Consider the following 17071-nt stretch of genomic DNA (forward strand, 5'->3'; position numbering starts at 1 on the left):
CATGCCGAGAAACTCGGGACCGACGATAGGCTTGGGAAATCGCAAACGCGCCTCGGGGATCTAGACAGTTTGTCTCCAAGCAATCGCACGGGTCTCTGCGGCGCTGATTAACCCGTATTCGACAATCAGCATAAGGGCGACGAAGCTCAAAGCGTAGGCTAGGACGTAGCCGGTCTCGAACAGTTGGAAATATAGGTGGATCTGAAATCCAACACCGTCGCTTCGGCCAAGAAACTCCACCACCAGAACAATCTTCCAGATTATCGCCAGCCCGTTGCGGGTGCTCGACGCAATGAAAGGCCAGAGCTGCGGCAGGATCACGTGGCGCAGTCTGGCCATTGGTGACATGCGAAAGCTGGTCGCCATGTCGCGCAATTTGGGATCGAGCGCGTGCACACCCTCGCGGATTGTCACGGCGACCATCGCGGTCTTGTTCAGGGCGACGGCGGTAATGGCAGCGACCTCGTTGAGGCCAATCCACAGGTAGCACAACACAATGACCACAAGGGCGGGGATGTTCAGCAACACGACCAGCCACGCGCCAAACCACTTGTTCAGACCCGCACGCAGCCCCATGGCGATGCCGATGATCAGGCCGAACCCCATCGCGAGCGTGAAGGCGAACAGAACCCGTCTGAGGGTTGCCAGCATGTGGCGGGGCAACTCACCGGACGCGGTTTCCGAGACCACCAGAGACCAGACCTCGCCGGGGCCGGGCAGGATGGTCGGATCCGCCCCCAGCTTTGCGGCCAGTGCCCACAAGATGATGAGCCCGACAAGCGAGATCAGGACGGCAGGCGCATGAGATGTGGAGGGAGCAGTGCTCATGGCGCGTAAGGTGTCACAGTTTTCGACGTAAGCCCAAGGCGAAATGGACGCGGTTATACCTTAGTCGAATACTTTGGCGACCCGCAGACGCATAGGCTTTCGCCCATGTTGGGAGGCACTTCTTTACGCGCTTGCGCCGCCGCTTATGTTCTGTGGCTGAGTTGCGTTTGGGCGGCCATAGCAGAACCGTTGCCTCGTGACGTGCTGGAGCCCTACATCGTGCCGCCCATGTCCTTGGGTGAACAGTTGAACGATCAGGGCGTGTGGCAATTGCTCAATTCTGGTGGTGCGGAGGCCGGATTTGTCTTTGAAACGGAGCCGATGGCGCCGTTGCCCGGTTTCTCAGGTGCCGCGATCAACATGCTGGTGGTGCTGGATCTGGAGGGGCGGTTTCTGGATGTTCAGCTGATCTCCCATAACGAGCCGATTTTTGTCTCGGGCCTGCCGGAGAAACTGTTCTTCGACTTTTTCAAACAATATCGCGGGCATTCGATCTCGGACACGCTGGTGGTTGGCTCGCCCTATGGTGCGGGAGGGAACGGGTCCGCCCTGGTCTATCTGGACGGAGTGACCAAAGGCACGGCCTCGATCCGAATTGCCCATGAGAGCATTCTGGCCGCGACCCTGAAAGTTGCCCGCGAGAAGATGGGCGGCATCTCGACCGGCCCGCCAGCCTATCCTGATCTGGACTACGTGGAAGAGCTGACCTGGGACGATCTGGTCGCCCAAGGGATCGTGACCCGCAAGACGGTGTTGAACCGCGAAATCGACGCTGCCTTCGACGGAACCCTATGGGAGGATGACGACCCTGAGGCAAAGGACAACCCTGACGACCCTTACATGGACTTATGGGTCGTGGATATCGGCGCGCCGTCGGTGGCCAGAGCCGTGCTCAGCAAAAGCGGCTTTAAGGAGTTGCAGGATTTCATGGAAATCTCCACCACGGACGAGCCGGTTCTGGTGGTGGAAACCGCGCGTCACGGTTTGGTGACCGAAGAATTCGTCCGCAACACGTCGCCCGATCTGATCAGTGCGGAACAGGGCGGCTTTCCCATCGCGTTTCGCGACTCGGACATCTACATCGACCTCAACGAAAATGTTCCGGAGGCCTTGCATGACGCGGTCGATTTCGGGGCGGCTCTAATCCTGCGCACGGACCGACGCTTGGGCTTTGATCCCACGGCGGACTGGACGTTGCGGATCAAGGCTTTGCGCGCGCATGGGTCATTTCAGCCGGAGCTTGGCTCGGTCAGTCTGGAGGTCCAGCACGTCACGCCGGATCGCTTTTACGCCAGGGTCGAGGCCGTCAATCCGACACCGCCCTGGGTGGATGCGCTGCGCAATCGGCAGGTCGATCTGATTGTGTTGGGGGTCTTTCTGGTCGGGCTGGTCGGACTTCTTGGCTTGCGGCTGAACAGGCTGGCGGGGCACCGGCACTTTACACCGATCCGTCTGGGCATTCTGGCTTTTGTCACCGCATTCATCGGCTGGTGGGGGCAGGGGCAATTGTCGATTGCCACACCCTTGGCCGTAGCGCGTACTGCGATTGAAGGAGGCTCATATGCGTTCCTGCTTTATGATCCGTTTTCGCTGGCGATCTGGGCGGTGACGATCCTTGGCTTTGTGCTATGGGGCAGGGGCTTGTTCTGTGGCTGGCTTTGCCCATTTGGCGCGTTGCAGGAGTTCGCGCATCATATCGGCCGCCTGCTGCGCTTGCCGCAGATCGAGCCGTCGGCGGTATGGGATGACCGGCTGAAATGGATCAAATACGCGGTGCTCTTTGGTATGGTGGCCTTGCTGTTCACCGCACCGGCGCGGCTGGACAAGGCCATCGAGGTTGAGCCCTTCAAGACCGCGATCACCACCCTCTTCGTCCGCGAATGGTATTACGTGGCCTATGCGGTCGGCTTGCTTTTATCCTCCATGGTGCTCTTCAAAGGCTTCTGCCGCTATGTCTGCCCGCTGGGTGCCGTCATGGCGATCGGCGGACTGCTGCGCGGGCGCAAATGGATCGAGCGGCGCGCGGAATGCGGCTCCCCCTGTCAGTTGTGTAAGGTGAAATGCAGCTATGGCGCGATTAAGAAAACGGGCGAGATACAGTATTCTGAGTGTTTTCAATGTCTCGACTGCGTCACCATTCACGACGATCAGACACAATGCGTGCCGCTGATATTGGCTGGCAAAGGTCGGTCCTTGGGGGTAGCCGCAGAATGACCTTCTCCCGCCGCCGCTTCCTGACGATTTCCGCTGCCGTTGCGCTGACACCGCGTTCTGCGTTTGCAGAACGCTGGCAGGGCCATGCGTTTGGCGCGGAGGTCTCATTGACCATTCGAGGTCCGAAGGAGGTCGCCGGGCCCGCATTGCAGGACGCTTTATCGGCCCTTCGGGATGTCGAAAGGCTGTTCAGCCTGTATGATCCGGCATCGGACCTGTCGCGATTGAATGCGTACGGACGCTTGCACAATCCTGACGCGCGGTTCCTGGAATTGATGCATGGGGCGCAAGCGGCGTTTGATTTGACGAACGGCTTGTTTGATCCGACAGTTCAGCCGCTTTGGAAAGCGTTGGCCAAGGGCCAAGACGCCGATGCAGTGCGCGGCTTGGTGGGGTGGGAGCGCATCCAGTTTGATGCGGCATGGGTCCAGTTGGGACCGGGCCAAGCGCTGACTTTCAATGGGATTGCGCAAGGCTTTGCGACAGATATCGTGGCCGAGATTTTGGCCTCGCATGGCCTGCAGGACGTGTTGATCAATATTGGTGAATACCGGGCGCGGGGCGGTCCATGGAAGCTCGCGTTGCGGGACCCAACTTACGGTGAAATGGGAACGCGCACGCTCGGCACAGGGGCCATCGCGACGTCAAGTCCGCTGGCGACAACACTTGGGGCACAAGGGCATATCCTACACCGCTCGGCGCAGCCACTATGGTCAACGGTGTCGGTCGAGGCCCCATCGGCTACGCTTGCCGATAGTCTGTCGACGGCGATGGTATTGGCGACGCGCGACGAGATTGACACGATCCGTGATAAGGCGGACCTCACCCGGGTGACACTTGTCGATCATAGCGGTGACCTGATCACTCTCTAATTTACGCCAATGAAAAAAGGGCCCGGTCAACAACCGAGCCCTTTTGCATGAGTGGCGTTTTTTCAGGATGCTGCTGTCACAGCACGCCCGGTCAAAACCTTCACCAGATGCGCGCGATAGTCCGGCGATCCGTGCAAGTCCGAGATCAGGTTGTCTGCGGGCACCGACAGTCCGTCCAAAGCGGAGGCTGAGAAGTTGGCGTTCAATGCCTCTTCTGCCGCCCCCCAACGATGCACACCTTCATTCGAGGCACCTGTCACGGCCACGCGGACACCACTCGCGGATTTGGAGACGAAGACTCCGACCAAGGCGAAGCGCGATGCGGGTTGGACGAATTTCTGGTAATTCGCTTTCTCCGGGATTGGGAACTTCACGCCCGTAATGATCTCGCCCTCGTTAAGGGCCGTGTCGAACATGCCTTGGAAAAAGTCATCCGCTGCAATTTCGCGCGAGTTGGTGACGATGGTCGCGCCAGAACCCAGGGCCGCTGCCGGGTAGCACGCAGCGGGGTCATTGTTGGCGAGCGAGCCGCCAATGGTGCCGCGATTGCGCACCGCCGGGTCCCCGATATGGGAGGCCAGCTCCGACAGTGCCTTGTAGGTGCCATCCGATGCCACATCGGCGTGTGTGGTGGCGCCGCCGATGGTCAGAACACCGCCAGCGGATGAGATTCCCTCCATCTCGGACACGCCGGACAGTGAGACCAGCTTGTCAGGGCTGGCCAGCCGGGCTTTCAGGGTCGGGATCAGGGTTTGTCCGCCGCCCAAGGCTTGCGCTTCGCCGCCCAAGGCGCTGACGGCCTCGGCGACAGTTGATGGGCGCTCTATGTCAAATGCATACATCTGCTTTCCTCCCTCAAGCGGTGTTCATGGCCGACCACACGCGATGTGGGGTCACAGGCATGTCGATATGGGTGACGTTCTTGCCGCCTGACTGCATCGCGTCGATTACCGCGTTGACCACCGTTGGGGGTGAGCCAATCGCGCCCGCCTCGCCGCAGCCTTTGACACCGAGCGGATTGTGCGTGCACGGATTTCCCTGAGAATGATCGACCGTGTAGAACGGCAAATCATCGGCGCGTGGCATGGTGTAGTCCATGTAGGATGCGCTCAGCAGTTGACCGTTTTCGTCATAGGTCGTGTTCTCGACCAATGCCTGCCCAATGCCTTGCGCCAATCCGCCATGCACCTGGCCGGTGACGATCATCGGGTTGATAACGTTGCCGAAGTCATCGACAGCGGTGAAGCGATCCACGCGCACCTTGCCGGTTTCGGGGTCCAGCTCGACTTCACAGCAATAGGCCCCGGAAGGGTAGGTGAAGTTGGCGGGGTCGTAGAACGCCGTTTCCTCAAGTCCCGGTTCAATGTCTTCCAGCGGGAACTCATGCGGGATATAGGCCTTTAACGCGACCTCCCCGAAGCTGACGGACTTGTCGGTGCCGGAGACGGAGAAAACGCCGTCTTTCAACTCGATATCGGTGTCAGAGGCCTCAAGCATATGGCCTGCGATCTTCTTGGCCTTGTTGATGACTTTCTCGGTTGCGCGCACAACGGCAGAGCCACAGACAGCAAGCGAGCGAGACCCGTAGGTTCCCATCCCGAATGGAATTTTCGAGGTGTCGCCATGCACGATGTCGATGGTTGACGCGTCAATGCCCAGCATTTCCGCCACAACTTGCGGGAAGGCGGTTTCATGGCCTTGGCCGTGGGAATGCGCCCCCACCATGACCGACAGGTTCCCGGTGGCGTTGACCCGCACGGTGGCGGCGTCATAAAGCCCAACGCGCGATCCAAGGACGCCCACAAGGTTCGAGGGCGCGATACCGCAGGCCTCGATATAGGCGTTGACGCCGAAGCCGCGCAGCAGGCCCTTGGCCTCGCTTGCTTTCCGACGCGCGGCGAAGCCTGCCACGTCCGCAACCTCTTCCATCTTGTCCATCAGCGCGTCGTAATTGCCGCTATCGTATTCGAGGCCGGCGGCTGAAGCGAATGGATATTGATCGGGTTTGACGAAGTTCTTGCGGCGCAATTCAATCGGGTCCATCCCCATCTCGCGCGCGGCCTTGTCGATGACACGTTCGATGGAATAGGTGGCCTCTGGCCGACCCGCGCCACGATATGCGTCAACGGGGGCGGTGTTGGTGAACACGGCCTTCACGTTCACATAGACATTGGGAACGGTGTAGTTGCCCGCCATCAACGTGCCATGCAGGAAGGTCGGTGTCGCGGTCGAGAAGTTCGACAGATAGGCGCCTACATTGGCCATGGTCTCGGTGCGGAAGGCAAGAAAGTTGCCCTCGGCATCTAGCGCCAGTTCGATCTTGGTGACGTGGTCGCGGCCATGGGCATCGGTGAGGAATGCCTCGGTGCGATCAGCGGTCCATTTGACAGGACGGCCCAGCTTTTTGGCAGCCGCCAAGACCAGAGCCTCTTCACCATAGTGGTAGATCTTTGAGCCAAACCCACCGCCCACGTCAGGGGCGATCACGGTCAGCTTGTTCTCAGGGATGCCAAGTACAAAGGCCGAGATCAGCAGACGCGTCAGGTGCGGGTTCTGCGAGGTAGTGTGCAGCGTATATTCGTCTGTCGATTTGTTGTACTGCGCCATCGAGCAGCGCGGCTCCATCGCGTTCGGCACAAGGCGGTTGTTCACCAGTTCCAGCGTAGTGACGTGATGCGCGCCTTTGATGGCGGCATCTGTGGCTGCGCGGTTGTCTTCGATCCAGCCCCAGTCGAAACACTGATTGGTGCCAATCTCGTCATGCACAAAATTGCTGCCCGCCAGAGCGTCTGCCATGTCGATGACTGCATCCAGCTCCTCGATATCGGCCTCGATGGCCTCTGCTGCGTTGCGGGCTTGCTCCACCGTTTCGGCAATCACAGCCGCGTAAGCGTCGCCGACATGGCGAACTTTTCCATGGGCCAGAACCGGGCGTTTGGGTTCCTTCATGGGCTCGCCATCGCGCGAATTGATCAGCCAGCCCGCGGGGTTGCCCCCCACTTCGGCGAAGTCCTCTCCGGTGAAGATCGCAAGCACGCCGGGCATTGTCTCGGCGGCGCTGGTGTTGATGCTTTTGATCACACCATTGGCCACCGTCGAGCGCGCAAAGACCGCCGCCGCCTGACCAAACAGATTGATATCGTCGGTATATTGACCATCGCCGGTCAGAAACCGGACGTCCTCGCGGCGCAGCGTTGCGGCACCGATGCCTCCATCCTTTGGCATGTCTTGTCCTCCTATCGGTGCGTGCAAGCAAACACCCTACAATTTCAAAATTATTCGGCGGCGATTGCGCTGACGTCTTGACCTGACGCCGCCATGATTGCCTTGACGATATTGTGGTAGCCCGTGCAGCGGCAGATGTTGCCTTCAAGGTATTCGCGCACGTCTGCTTCGCTCGGCTTCGGGTTGTCCTTCAAGAGCGCCGCTGCGGACATCACCATGCCGGGCGTGCAGAAGCCGCATTGCAATCCGTGGTGGTCCTGAAACGCCTGCTGGATCACGTTGAGTGAGCCGTCGGCGTTGGCCTGACCTTCAATTGTAGCAACATCAGCGCCATCGACCTCGACCGCGAACATAGTGCAGGACTTCACGGCCTTGCCATTCACATGCACGACGCAGGCACCGCATTGCGATGTGTCGCACCCGATGTGCGTGCCCGTCAGGTGAAGGTCTTCGCGCAGGAAGGTGGACAGCAAAGTGTTCCCCTCCGCACTGCCCGAAACGGCCTTTCCGTTGATGGTCATTGATAGTTTGGTCATTGGCATCCTCCCTCGTGGATCGCAGGTCTTGGGGGTGGCTTAGCTGACAAGGCTTTTGAACCATCCCTTCTTCTTCTTTGTTGTGTCGAGATCGTTCGTCTGGGTTTCAGCCTCGGCATCTGTTGCCGGGCCGACGGCGTCCGCGAAGTTCTCAAAGAACTGGTCGGCCATCTTTTTCGCGAACCCGTCAATAATGCGGGACCCTAGCTGCGCGAGCTTGCCGCCCACTTTGGCCTCAACGTCGTAGTGCAAAATCGTGGTGTCGTCTGCAGGCTCCAGCCGCACGTCTGCGCCGCCCTTCGCAAAACCGGCAGCGCCGCCTTTGCCTTCGCCCGATATAGTCAGGGCTTGTTTCTCCACCATGTTGCTGATCTCGACTGCGCCCTTGAACGTGGCCTTTACCGGGCCAACTTTCTGGACAACCGTAGCTTCAAATCCGTCCGTGGGGGAGCCGCTCATCTCGGTACAACCGGGGACACACGTTTGCAGGACATCGGCGTCCAGCAAAGCAGCCCAAACCGTCGCGATGTCTGCTTCGATTGTGCGGCTATCAGACAACTTCATGATAAGAATAGTCTCCCCTTTGCGCATACCCTACGGAGTGCATCACAGAGCGACTATTCGACCAAATGTGTACTACCAAAGTCGTGGATCAGCGTTCGGGCTGTTGAAATGTCAGGCCGTAGTTTTCGTAGATCTTCGCGATACGCCCGTCCTGAAGCGCGTAGTTGATTGCGTCATCGACTGCATAGGACAGAGGCCGGTAGCTGAAGTTAACGGCCACGCCGAGGGTCCATTTGCTGACCGCGAAGCCCGCCAGCGGGGGCTGATGCACGTCGGTTTTCTTGGTCAGCCCATGCTCCAGCTGGCCCAATGGCCCCATCGCTGCTTTGGTCTCGCCCGCATTCAAAGCGGCCATGGCCTCCACCATGTTGGGGAAGCGCTGCACCTTGCCCGAAAGCTGCCCGCCCGCAAAAGACGAAAGGTAGAAATCGGCAATTGAGTCATTCTCCACCGCCACGGTGTCAAACCGGAAATAGGCGGGAACAGGTTTCTCGTCCGGGTAGCTCGCCTTGTCATAGGCGATTGCCACGGATTCGGCAGCATACTGGCCGGTGAACACAACCTGTTCTACGCGGCACTTGAATGCGCTGTCATAAGGAATGCGCATCATCACATTGGAGATGCGGCCACCGATGATGGCGCCTTTCCAAATGTTGTTGCGCAGATCGGACTCGAGGTTTTCGCCCGCTGAGACGAAGTTGAACCGCGCTTCAACACCAAGATCCTCGGCGATGATGCGCGCGATCTCGATATCGACGCCGCGCGGTTTGCCGGCCTCTTCCCAGCTATAGGGCGGGTAGTCCTCGTAGACCGCAAAGAGCATGTGGCCCTGATCCTGCAGAACATCCATCTCCTGCCCGACGATGTCGCGGCTGGTGTTTTGCGGCTTTTCCTGCGGGATATGGTCGGCGCACGGATCGGCGGCATAGGCTGCCCCCGTGAAAAGCAGACCAAGTGCTGCGCAAGATGTCAGGAAAAACCGCAGATCTGTGCTCCTATTGTGCGGCGGACAGGCCAATCGTCAGTGTTTCAGCCGCCGATTTGAACGCCTCTGGTGTGCCGTCGATCAGATTGGCCGCACGAAACGCAACCGAGTCCGCAACAGGAGCGCCCGAGGCCGTTTCAATCGAGCTGGCGATCTCGCTCAGCCGCGTCTTCAGGGCGTCCGTGTCGGCCCCGCTGGCGTCCTCAGTATAGGTTTGAAGCTCGTCGCGAAGTGCTTTTAATTCATCGGCCACGTCTTCCATTGCGTCTTCATCCGGGCGGGTCTCAATATAGGTCCGGATGGCCCAGGCTGCGTCCTGGCCAAGCAACTCGCCGAAGGCGGGCATCTTGGTGACACCGTTTTGGGTCCTACCGGAGCGGTACAGCTCTATGAACCACTCGTCGCCATATTCCTCGGCCTCAAGAAAGCGCAAGTCTGGGGCAAGCCCACCAGACACGACTTCAAGCCCGTGGCACCGCGCGCAGTTCTGATTGTAGCCAGACGCCCCGATCTCGATGGCTTTCAGCCAGACCTCTTCACCAGCCGTAGCTGCGCGATAGGGGTTCTCGGTCAGCCATTCTTCTCCCGTTGCAGGCAGACCAGCCGTATCGACAGGCTGTGGTTTCACATCGCCATGGGCGTAGACCATGTTGCACGCGGCCAACACGATGCCGCCAGCCAAAATGCTCTTGAGTGGTGCCCGTTTCATGCTTGCCCTCCTTTGACACTGCGTCCGTTTTGGCAGTTGTAGTCCAGTCGCCAGAGCTTTCGGTATTGGACTTTGGTTGTGGTCGTTTAGTCTCGCGACCAAAGTCCTATTCGACGCCTCATTTGGCACTTGGTAGCCTGACGTAATGATCCACCGAATTTCAACCCGAATTCTGACGCTAATCGCGGCGGTGATGGTCGCGCAGATGGCAGAGGCCAAGACGGAGTTGATGATCGGTTATCTGCGGGTCAAGCAACCGCGCCCGCCGACCTTGTCGAACCTTGATCCGTTGCCTGAGAACAACGGGTTGGCAGGCGCGCAGACCGGTTTGCAGGACAATCAAACTACCGGGAAATTCCTTGGCCAGAGCTACGCGTTGAATGAGAAGACCGTTGCGCCGGAAGATGACCCGCTTGCCTCCGCGCAAACTCTGCTGCGTGCCTCGCCCTATCTGGTGCTGGACGCTCCCGCTGAAGTCTTGACCCGGGTTGCGGATTTGCCCGAGGCGAAAGACGCGATCCTGTTCAACAGCGCGTCCGGGACGTTGAGCCTGCGCGATACAGAATGCCGCGCGAACCTGTTGCACACCATGCCCTCGGATGCCATGCGGACGGACGCTTTGGCGCAGGTTTTTGTGCAAAAGCGCTGGACGGATCTGGTGATGATCGCAGGCACGTTCCCGCAAGATCTCAGCTACGCCGAAGCCATGCGCCGCTCACTGACGAAATTCGGGTTGAAGCTGCAAGACGAGAAGACATGGGATGTGGGCGCGGATATGCGCCGCACGGCCAGTCAGGAAATCCCGCTGTTCACGCAGGACTTCGGGGATTACGACGCAATGATCCTCGCCGATGAGGTCCATGATTTCGGGCGTTACGTTCTTTACAACACATGGGCAGCGCGTCCTGTCACAGGGTCTGAAGGTCTTTCTGCCGTCACGTGGTCGCCGGTGATTGAACAATGGGGTGCAGCCCAGCTTCAAAGCCGGTTCGAGGAGCAGCATGGCCGCGATATGACCGCACAAGACTATGCCGCATGGGCTGCGGTCCGCACCTTGGGCGAGGCCGTGACCCGCACAAACAGTGACGACGCGCAGACCTTACGCGACTACATTACGTCTGATGCGTTTGAGCTGGCCGGGTTCAAGGGACGTCCCTTGACCTATCGCGATTGGAACGGGCAGTTGCGCCAGCCCATCGCGATCGTTCATCCCCGCGCTTTGGTCGCGCAAGCCCCGCTGGAGGGGTTTCTGCACCAAACAAACGAAATGGACAGTCTTGGATTGGACCGTCCCGAAAGCAAGTGTGAGGCATTCCAATGAAGCGCTGTTTTGCATCCGTCCTCGCGATGTGTTTGTCGACGACCGTTGCCTCGGCAGGTGAGATTTGGGTGACCAATGAAAAAGACGATACGGTCTCGGTGATCGACACCGAAACGCTGGAAGTGATCAAGACCTACGAGACCGGCGAGCGTCCGCGCGGGATCACGTTTTCCAAAGATTACACGCGCCTCTATATTTGCGCCTCTGACAGCGATGCGGTGCAAGTGATGGACCCTGAGACGGGCAAGATCCTGCATGATCTGCCCTCCGGCGAGGACCCCGAGCAGTTCGTGTTGCACCCCGATGACATCCATCTTTATATCGCCAACGAGGACGACGCGATCACCACGGTCGTCAACACGCAGACCCGCAAAGTCGTGGCGCAGATTGACGTGGGTGTGGAGCCCGAGGGCATGGCCGTCAGCCCTGACGGTAAAATCGCCATCACGACCTCTGAGACGACCAATATGGCGCATTGGATCGACACCGAGACGCAAGAGCTCTTTGCCAACACGCTTGTCGACAGCCGTCCGCGCCATGCAGAGTTTGTCAAAGACGGCACGCAGATGTGGGTCAGCTCCGAGATCGGCGGCACGCTGACCGTGTTCGACACGGCCACGCAAACCGAGCAGGCCAAGATCAGCTTCGAAGTGCAGGGCGTGCATCCTGACCGCGTACAACCCGTGGGCTTTGAGTTCACCAAGGGCGACACCCACGCTTTTGTCGCCCTGGGTCCCTCGAACCATGTCGCCGTCGTGAATGCCGAAACCTACGAGGTGGAGAAGTATATCCTTGTCGGTCGCCGCGTCTGGCACATGGCCTTCGACGCGGACAGATCGCAGCTTTTTACCACCAATGGTGTGTCGGGGGATGTGACGGTCATTGACGTGGCCTCCCGAAAAGCGCTGAAATCCATCAAAGTCGGTCGCTTCCCGTGGGGGGCTGCGTTCCGGCCCTGATCCACGAGGGACATTCATGACCAAGTTTTTGACAATCGCGGCGGCGTTCGTGTTGGCCACGCCTTGTTCGGCCGAGGGCTTCGGTGCTGCTGGGCTTCTGTCTGGCAAGAACAAGCGGGATCTTCCGCCCATCTCGCTATCAGCCGGGGAGCCGATCTCAGAAGGGCCGTGGGTCCTGAAATCCGGCACGTATTACGAGTTCGAGATCATCGGCGACGGATCGCAGGAATTGGCGCTGATCGGCCCGGAATTCTTCCGCGCCATCTGGATTGACGAGATTGTTGTGGAAGGCCTGGAAATCCGGCCTTTGGGGCTCGACAGTATTGAATTCGATGAGGCGGGCGAGATGGAAATTGGCTTTATCGCGATCAAACCGGGCCGCTATTACATGAAAATCCCGGGCTCAACCGGGGAGACGCAACGCGTCGAAATCACGATTGAATGAGCGGCGTTGAGGTCTCCAATCTGAGCTATAGCTACGGTGCCAAGCAGGCTTTGGACGACGTCAGTTTTCGTGTTGAGGCAGGCAAGTTTTGCGCTCTTTTGGGCCCGAACGGGGCGGGGAAATCTACGCTGTTCAATCTGCTGACCCGGCTGTTCACCTCGCCAAATGGCCGGATCACCATTGCTGGCCACGACCTGAATTCCGCCCCGCGCGCGGCCTTGGCTCAACTAGGGATCGTGTTTCAGCAGACGACCCTGGACCTTGATCTGACCGTTCGCCAAAACCTCAGCTACTTCGCCGCCCTTCATGGCATTGCCGGGCGGGACGCCGCCATAAGAATTGAGGCCTCGCTCGACAAGCTCGATATGCTGGAGCGGGCGGGGGAGAAGGCTCGTACGCTGAACGGGGGCCACAGGCGACGCGCCGAGATCGCCCGTGCGTTGATCCATGACCCGGTCGTCCTGTTGCTCGATGAGCCGACCGTGGGGCTTGATGCCGCCGCGCGCGCCTCCATCACCGAGCATGTGCACCGGCTGACCGATGACGGCACGACGGTCCTGTGGGCCACGCATTTGACCGACGAGGTGCACGAGGACGACCGGCTCGTGATCTTGCACCAAGCGCGCGTTCTGGCCGATGGCATCACTAAGGAGGTCAGCGGTGACGGGTCATTGCAGGAGACATTCCTCACCCTTACGACGACGCCCGCATGAGCCCCTATCTGACGTCACTCAGCGCCATCGTCAAACGCGAGGCATTGCGGTTCATACACCAGCGGGAACGCTTCGTTGCAGCCCTCGTGCGCCCGCTCGTGTGGTTGCTGGTCTTTGCCGCCGGGTTCCGGGCGGCCTTGGGTCTCAGCATCATTCCGCCCTACCAGACCTACATCACCTACGAGACCTATATCGTCCCCGGTCTGTGCGGGATGATCCTGCTGTTCAACGGCATGCAATCCTCGCTCAGCCTTGTCTATGATCGCGAAATGGGGTCGATGAAGCTGCTGCTGACAAGCCCGTTGCCGCGCTGGTGGCTGCTGTTTTGCAAGCTGATGGGGTCCACGGCGATCTCGATCCTGCAGGTCTATGCCTTCCTCGCAATTGCTGCGGTGTTTGACATCACTATGCCCGGCATCGGCTATGTCTCCGTCTTGCCCGCGCTGATCGTCGCGGGCGTTATGCTGGGCGCGTTGGGGCTGCTCTTGTCGAGCTTTATCAAGCAGTTGGAGAACTTCGCAGGCGTGATGAACTTCGTGATTTTCCCGATGTTCTTTCTGTCTTCGGCGCTCTACCCGTTGTGGAAAATGGCCGAAAGCTCGGAGCTGCTTTATACTATCTGCGCCCTGAACCCGTTCACCTACGCGGTCGAGCTGATCCGTTTTGCGCTCTATGCGGATTTCAACGGGATGGCACTGCTCTGGACGCTTGTTGCCGCTGCGGTTTTTACAAGTGCTGCACTTTGGGGCTATAATCCGGCCCGAACCGGCTTGGCGAAGCGAGGATAGGCGGCATGAAATACCTGAGTGTGATTGCAGTTCTGGCCACGACTCCGGTGGGAGCCGAGAACATTCAGGACCTCGGCACGACCAACCCCGAGGAAATGACCTGGGGGTCCAACATCGCCCGCGTGGAGCGCGGTGAAGTGGATATGAACATCTGCGCCAGCGGCTACATGATGACGAAATCCGGCGATCATGCCTCCGCGCGTGCGATTTTCGAGGCCTGTGCGGCGGCGGGCTATACCGGTGCGATGACGTGGATGAGCCAGCTGGACGACAATGGCCTTGGCGGTGAATACGATCCTGATGCGGCCGCGAACTGGGACAGACGCGCGGCGGAGGCGGGTGATCCGGTGGGCAAGTTCAACTATGGGCTCGACCTGATGCGCGGTCGCGGCGTGGCGCGCAACGAGGCCTTGGGTCGACGCTACGTCGATGAGGCTGCAAAGGACGGACTGCAAATCGCCAAACGCCTGCAAGGGGCGGACTATGATCTGGACGAGGTCACGCCGGATGCAGATAACTGGAAATACGCGCCGCTCTTCTAGGCTGTGTTCGCCACATCGCCTGTGATTGCGCCGGGCGTGCCGCCAAGCGTCACAATGCGCGTGGCCAGTTGCTTGGCCTCCTCGGCGACATGGGTCACTAGAATAGTTGTGACGTTGTGGGCCGTGCGCAGCTTTACAAACAGCGCCATCATCTCGCGGGCCAGGTCCTGATCCAGTGAGACAAACGGCTCGTCCATCAACAGCAGGTCGGGTTTCACCGCGAAGGCGCGAGCGAGCGACAAGCGCCGCTGCTGGCCAAGGGACAGAGTGTTGGGGTAGTCATCGCCACGCCCCGCAAGCCCTACTTCCGCAAGGGCTGCCGTCGCCTCCGCTTTGGAGATGCCCGTGGGAATGCATAAATTGTCAGTGAGGTTGCGCCAGGGCAGCAGCGTCGGTTCCTGAAAGATCATCGCGACTTGGCCCGCGGCGTCACAGCGTCCCTGATGGCGCGTCTCCAACCCGGCGATAATGCGCAGAAGCGATGTTTTTCCGACCCCGGAGGGACCGACAAGCGCCAGAGTTTCTGACCGCGCCACACGCAAGCTGATAGCCCCAAGAATGGCGGTCGCACCAATGCTAAGCCCGTCCAGGTGCAAATCCAGAGCCGGGTCTGGATTGCCCTGCGGGACCGTGCGTGTTTGCGCGTGTCGCAGACGCTAGCTCCCGTTTTGCAGGAACGTCCCGTCCGGTAGCTCCGTCGCTTTGCCGAGCAGCTCTTCGCCGCCAAGCTCCACCATCAATTCCAACATACGACCCGCCGCCGCTTCATCAATGGGGCCGGGGGCCGGGATGCCCGCGCGAAACCCTGCTTTCAGCCCTTCGAATTGCGCGTCAGTCTTTGCGTTCATCTTGGGGCGCAGGCGGTCCCATTCGCTGTCGTCAACCGCCAGCATCTCCTTTGCCGCGCGCGAGGCTGCGGCAAGCCCGTTGACCAGATCAGGATTGTCGCGCAACATTTCGCCTTTGACGACGTAGCCCAAGAGTGGCGTATTCGGATCCAGCCCCAAATCGCTGGCGGCTTCCGACACATCTACAAGTTTGCGCATGCCGGAGGCCTCCATTTTGGCCATAAAGTGCCAGAAGTTGATCGCAGCGCCCACGTCTCCGGAAAGCGCGGATTTGAAGATCAGCGGCGGCGCGCCGTAGACCTGTTCGGTCTCACCGGCCAGATCCATGCCGTAGTTTTTCTCGGCATAGGCCTGCAGGATCAACCAGCTTTTGTCCAAAGGCCCGCCCGCGATTCCGATCTTTGCGCCTTTGAGGTCTTTGAGTGATTGCGCGGTGCTGTCCTTGCCCACCAGAACGCCGCCTACGGCTTTGGAGTAGGGGATGAACACGTAGTCCTTGCCCGCCGCCCGTTGCCGCGCGACCCAGAGCCAGTCTGACACGATCACATCTGCCTCGCCGCCCTGAAACGCCACTTTCGCCGCAGATCCACCGGCCATGCCCTGCACGTCCAATTTGAACCCGTTGGCTGCGTCCAGTGCGTGGTGTTTGATGGTGTTCAGCTCCCAATTGACGGTGCCAAATTTCAGGACCGCCGCGCGCAAAGTCGGCGCGTCTGCCCAAGCTGATGTCGCCAAGATCGCGGCAATCGCCGCGCTCGCAATGGATTTCATGAACGTCATGTGTGCCTCCCTGTTGGGTTTCAGACTAAACAATTCAAACTGCCGGAAAATACGACCAAAGGCGCTATTCGATTATCAGCCTCGGCAACCAATGGCTGTCCGGATCGCTTTCATGCAAATGCTTGGCCTGTAGCGGGCGGAGGTCTCCTGCGTCGGGTGGGGCCGATAGGACATCCATATCCATCTCGTGGGCCCTGCCGACAAATCCATCTCCGGCGTCTTCCAGCTTGTAGTAAATCCCGTTCCACATGTTGATCCCGTACTCGGTCGCATCCTTCCAGACAAAGAGGAAGTCATACTCCAGATCCGTCAGGTCCGACGAGACATTGCGCGCGATCTCGTAAGGATAGGGGACGTGGCACCAGTGCTTTTTGGGTCCGGCAAGGCATTTGAACGGACGCATGGACAGGAAATGGTCACTGAACGGCGTCTCGTTCATTGTCAGCGCGTAGGAGCCATCTTCGGTGACCTCCAAGCTCGCGATCTCGATGCGCGCACCGTCGCTGTCTTCAACGAAGACAGTCCGGACCTCGGCAAACGCGCTGGTGCTTATGGTCAGCGCCAAGACGCAGAATACCACTTTCCTCCCCCCGGTCAGCTTAGCCGGAGTCGTGAATGACTCGCATCACGACAAAGGTTGTAGGTCGCATGTCAAGGGTGTCGGGGTCTTACGACCAATGTTCAATATCTAGAAACAATCTTTGGTCGAATAATGAACCTAGGGCGAAATGCGCAAACTTAG

General features: G+C 59.4%; 18 protein-coding genes. 8 read left to right on the forward strand and 10 right to left on the reverse strand.

Features of this window, described 5'->3' with window-relative positions; genetic code table 11:
• Positions 1-60 precede the first annotated feature (60 nt).
• Entirely contained in the window at positions 61-828 is a 768-nt protein-coding gene (locus tag C8N43_RS17195) for an ABC transporter permease (protein ID WP_107846970.1), read from the reverse strand.
• Positions 829-933: 105 nt separating this feature from the next.
• Between C8N43_RS17195 and C8N43_RS17200 the strand changes: the two genes are divergently transcribed.
• Both C8N43_RS17200 and C8N43_RS17205 read left to right on the forward strand, forming a co-directional pair.
• Positions 934-3042, forward strand: coding sequence for a 4Fe-4S binding protein (locus tag C8N43_RS17200; protein ID WP_107846971.1), 2109 nt, complete (start codon positions 934-936; stop codon positions 3040-3042).
• Positions 3039-3914 carry an FAD:protein FMN transferase gene (locus C8N43_RS17205; RefSeq protein WP_107846972.1) on the forward strand — a complete coding sequence of 292 codons (876 nt, stop codon included), beginning with the start codon at positions 3039-3041 and terminating at the stop codon, positions 3912-3914. The genes C8N43_RS17200 and C8N43_RS17205 overlap by 4 nt, the downstream gene beginning before the upstream one ends.
• Before the next feature lie 62 nt (positions 3915-3976).
• Here the strand turns inward: C8N43_RS17205 and C8N43_RS17210 are convergent, their stop codons facing one another.
• From C8N43_RS17210 to pedF, 6 genes are all read right to left on the reverse strand, one after another.
• Entirely contained in the window at positions 3977-4756 is a 780-nt protein-coding gene (locus C8N43_RS17210; RefSeq protein WP_107846973.1) for an FAD binding domain-containing protein, read from the reverse strand.
• 13 nt (positions 4757-4769) lie between these two features.
• Entirely contained in the window at positions 4770-7139 is a 2370-nt protein-coding gene (locus tag C8N43_RS17215; RefSeq protein ID WP_107846974.1) for a xanthine dehydrogenase family protein molybdopterin-binding subunit, read from the reverse strand.
• Between the two features lie 50 nt (positions 7140-7189).
• Positions 7190-7675, reverse strand: coding sequence for a (2Fe-2S)-binding protein (locus C8N43_RS17220; protein WP_107846975.1), 486 nt, complete (start codon positions 7673-7675; stop codon positions 7190-7192).
• A gap of 39 nt (positions 7676-7714) precedes the next feature.
• On the reverse strand, positions 7715-8239 hold the full coding sequence (locus C8N43_RS17225; RefSeq protein WP_107846976.1) for an SRPBCC family protein: 525 nt from the start codon (positions 8237-8239) through the stop codon (positions 7715-7717).
• A gap of 88 nt (positions 8240-8327) precedes the next feature.
• Positions 8328-9257, reverse strand: a complete 930-nt coding sequence (locus C8N43_RS17230) for a substrate-binding periplasmic protein (protein WP_425437086.1) — start codon at positions 9255-9257, stop codon at positions 8328-8330.
• On the reverse strand, positions 9235-9933 hold the full coding sequence (gene pedF / locus C8N43_RS17235; RefSeq protein ID WP_107846977.1) for a cytochrome c-550 PedF: 699 nt from the start codon (positions 9931-9933) through the stop codon (positions 9235-9237). Before pedF ends, C8N43_RS17230 begins: the two co-directional genes overlap by 23 nt.
• Positions 9934-10078: 145 nt before the next feature.
• Here pedF and C8N43_RS17240 point away from each other — a divergent pair, with 145 nt between their 5' ends.
• Genes C8N43_RS17240 through C8N43_RS17265 form a run of 6 tightly spaced genes read left to right on the forward strand, consistent with a single transcriptional unit; the run spans position 10079 to position 14701 of the window.
• The gene (locus tag C8N43_RS17240) at positions 10079-11254 is read left to right on the forward strand and encodes an ABC transporter substrate-binding protein (RefSeq protein ID WP_107846978.1); all 1176 of its coding nucleotides are present in this window, start codon (positions 10079-10081) and stop codon (positions 11252-11254) included.
• Positions 11251-12213 (forward strand): YVTN family beta-propeller repeat protein, encoded by a 963-nt coding sequence (locus C8N43_RS17245; RefSeq protein ID WP_107846979.1) that lies wholly within the window; start codon positions 11251-11253, stop codon positions 12211-12213. Before C8N43_RS17240 ends, C8N43_RS17245 begins: the two co-directional genes overlap by 4 nt.
• Positions 12214-12229: 16 nt before the next feature.
• Positions 12230-12658 carry a hypothetical protein gene (locus C8N43_RS17250; protein ID WP_107846980.1) on the forward strand — a complete coding sequence of 143 codons (429 nt, stop codon included), beginning with the start codon at positions 12230-12232 and terminating at the stop codon, positions 12656-12658.
• On the forward strand, positions 12655-13371 hold the full coding sequence (locus C8N43_RS17255; protein WP_107846981.1) for an ABC transporter ATP-binding protein: 717 nt from the start codon (positions 12655-12657) through the stop codon (positions 13369-13371). Before C8N43_RS17250 ends, C8N43_RS17255 begins: the two co-directional genes overlap by 4 nt.
• Entirely contained in the window at positions 13368-14159 is a 792-nt protein-coding gene (locus tag C8N43_RS17260) for an ABC transporter permease (RefSeq protein WP_107846982.1), read from the forward strand. The genes C8N43_RS17255 and C8N43_RS17260 overlap by 4 nt, the downstream gene beginning before the upstream one ends.
• 5 nt (positions 14160-14164) lie before the next feature.
• Positions 14165-14701, forward strand: coding sequence for a tetratricopeptide repeat protein (locus tag C8N43_RS17265; protein ID WP_107846983.1), 537 nt, complete (start codon positions 14165-14167; stop codon positions 14699-14701).
• On the opposite strand, the gene C8N43_RS17270 is transcribed toward C8N43_RS17265, so the two are convergent.
• From C8N43_RS17270 to C8N43_RS17280, 3 genes are all read right to left on the reverse strand, one after another.
• Positions 14698-15297, reverse strand: coding sequence for an ABC transporter ATP-binding protein (locus C8N43_RS17270; protein WP_107846984.1), 600 nt, complete (start codon positions 15295-15297; stop codon positions 14698-14700). The two genes, C8N43_RS17265 and C8N43_RS17270, sit on opposite strands and share 4 nt — an antisense overlap.
• Before the next feature lie 60 nt (positions 15298-15357).
• Complete coding sequence (locus tag C8N43_RS17275) at positions 15358-16320, reverse strand: ABC transporter substrate-binding protein (RefSeq protein WP_245913094.1); 963 nt, start codon at positions 16318-16320, stop codon at positions 15358-15360.
• Between the two features lie 73 nt (positions 16321-16393).
• A complete protein-coding gene (locus tag C8N43_RS17280; protein ID WP_107846986.1) occupies positions 16394-16894 on the reverse strand; it encodes a hypothetical protein in 501 nt (166 codons plus the stop codon).
• Positions 16895-17071 lie beyond the last annotated feature (177 nt).

Source organism: Litoreibacter ponti (genome assembly GCF_003054285.1).
Classification (GTDB): Bacteria; Pseudomonadota; Alphaproteobacteria; order Rhodobacterales; family Rhodobacteraceae; genus Litoreibacter; species Litoreibacter ponti.

What these genes read in the sequence shown, in the direction of transcription:
- C8N43_RS17240 (WP_107846978.1), top strand. Translation starts at nt 10,079, where the DNA reads ATGATCCACCGAATTTCAACCCGAATTCTGACGCTAATCGCGGCGGTG.
- C8N43_RS17195 (WP_107846970.1), bottom strand. Translation starts at nt 828, where the DNA reads ATGAGCACTGCTCCCTCCACATCTCATGCGCCTGCCGTCCTGATCTCG.
- C8N43_RS17265 (WP_107846983.1), top strand. Translation starts at nt 14,165, where the DNA reads ATGAAATACCTGAGTGTGATTGCAGTTCTGGCCACGACTCCGGTGGGA.
- C8N43_RS17205 (WP_107846972.1), top strand. Translation starts at nt 3,039, where the DNA reads ATGACCTTCTCCCGCCGCCGCTTCCTGACGATTTCCGCTGCCGTTGCG.
- C8N43_RS17200 (WP_107846971.1), top strand. Translation starts at nt 934, where the DNA reads ATGTTGGGAGGCACTTCTTTACGCGCTTGCGCCGCCGCTTATGTTCTG.
- C8N43_RS17210 (WP_107846973.1), bottom strand. Translation starts at nt 4,756, where the DNA reads ATGTATGCATTTGACATAGAGCGCCCATCAACTGTCGCCGAGGCCGTC.
- C8N43_RS17255 (WP_107846981.1), top strand. Translation starts at nt 12,655, where the DNA reads ATGAGCGGCGTTGAGGTCTCCAATCTGAGCTATAGCTACGGTGCCAAG.
- C8N43_RS17250 (WP_107846980.1), top strand. Translation starts at nt 12,230, where the DNA reads ATGACCAAGTTTTTGACAATCGCGGCGGCGTTCGTGTTGGCCACGCCT.
- C8N43_RS17215 (WP_107846974.1), bottom strand. Translation starts at nt 7,139, where the DNA reads ATGCCAAAGGATGGAGGCATCGGTGCCGCAACGCTGCGCCGCGAGGAC.
- C8N43_RS17275 (WP_245913094.1), bottom strand. Translation starts at nt 16,320, where the DNA reads ATGAAATCCATTGCGAGCGCGGCGATTGCCGCGATCTTGGCGACATCA.
- C8N43_RS17225 (WP_107846976.1), bottom strand. Translation starts at nt 8,239, where the DNA reads ATGAAGTTGTCTGATAGCCGCACAATCGAAGCAGACATCGCGACGGTT.
- C8N43_RS17220 (WP_107846975.1), bottom strand. Translation starts at nt 7,675, where the DNA reads ATGACCAAACTATCAATGACCATCAACGGAAAGGCCGTTTCGGGCAGT.
- C8N43_RS17260 (WP_107846982.1), top strand. Translation starts at nt 13,368, where the DNA reads ATGAGCCCCTATCTGACGTCACTCAGCGCCATCGTCAAACGCGAGGCA.
- C8N43_RS17245 (WP_107846979.1), top strand. Translation starts at nt 11,251, where the DNA reads ATGAAGCGCTGTTTTGCATCCGTCCTCGCGATGTGTTTGTCGACGACC.
- pedF (WP_107846977.1), bottom strand. Translation starts at nt 9,933, where the DNA reads ATGAAACGGGCACCACTCAAGAGCATTTTGGCTGGCGGCATCGTGTTG.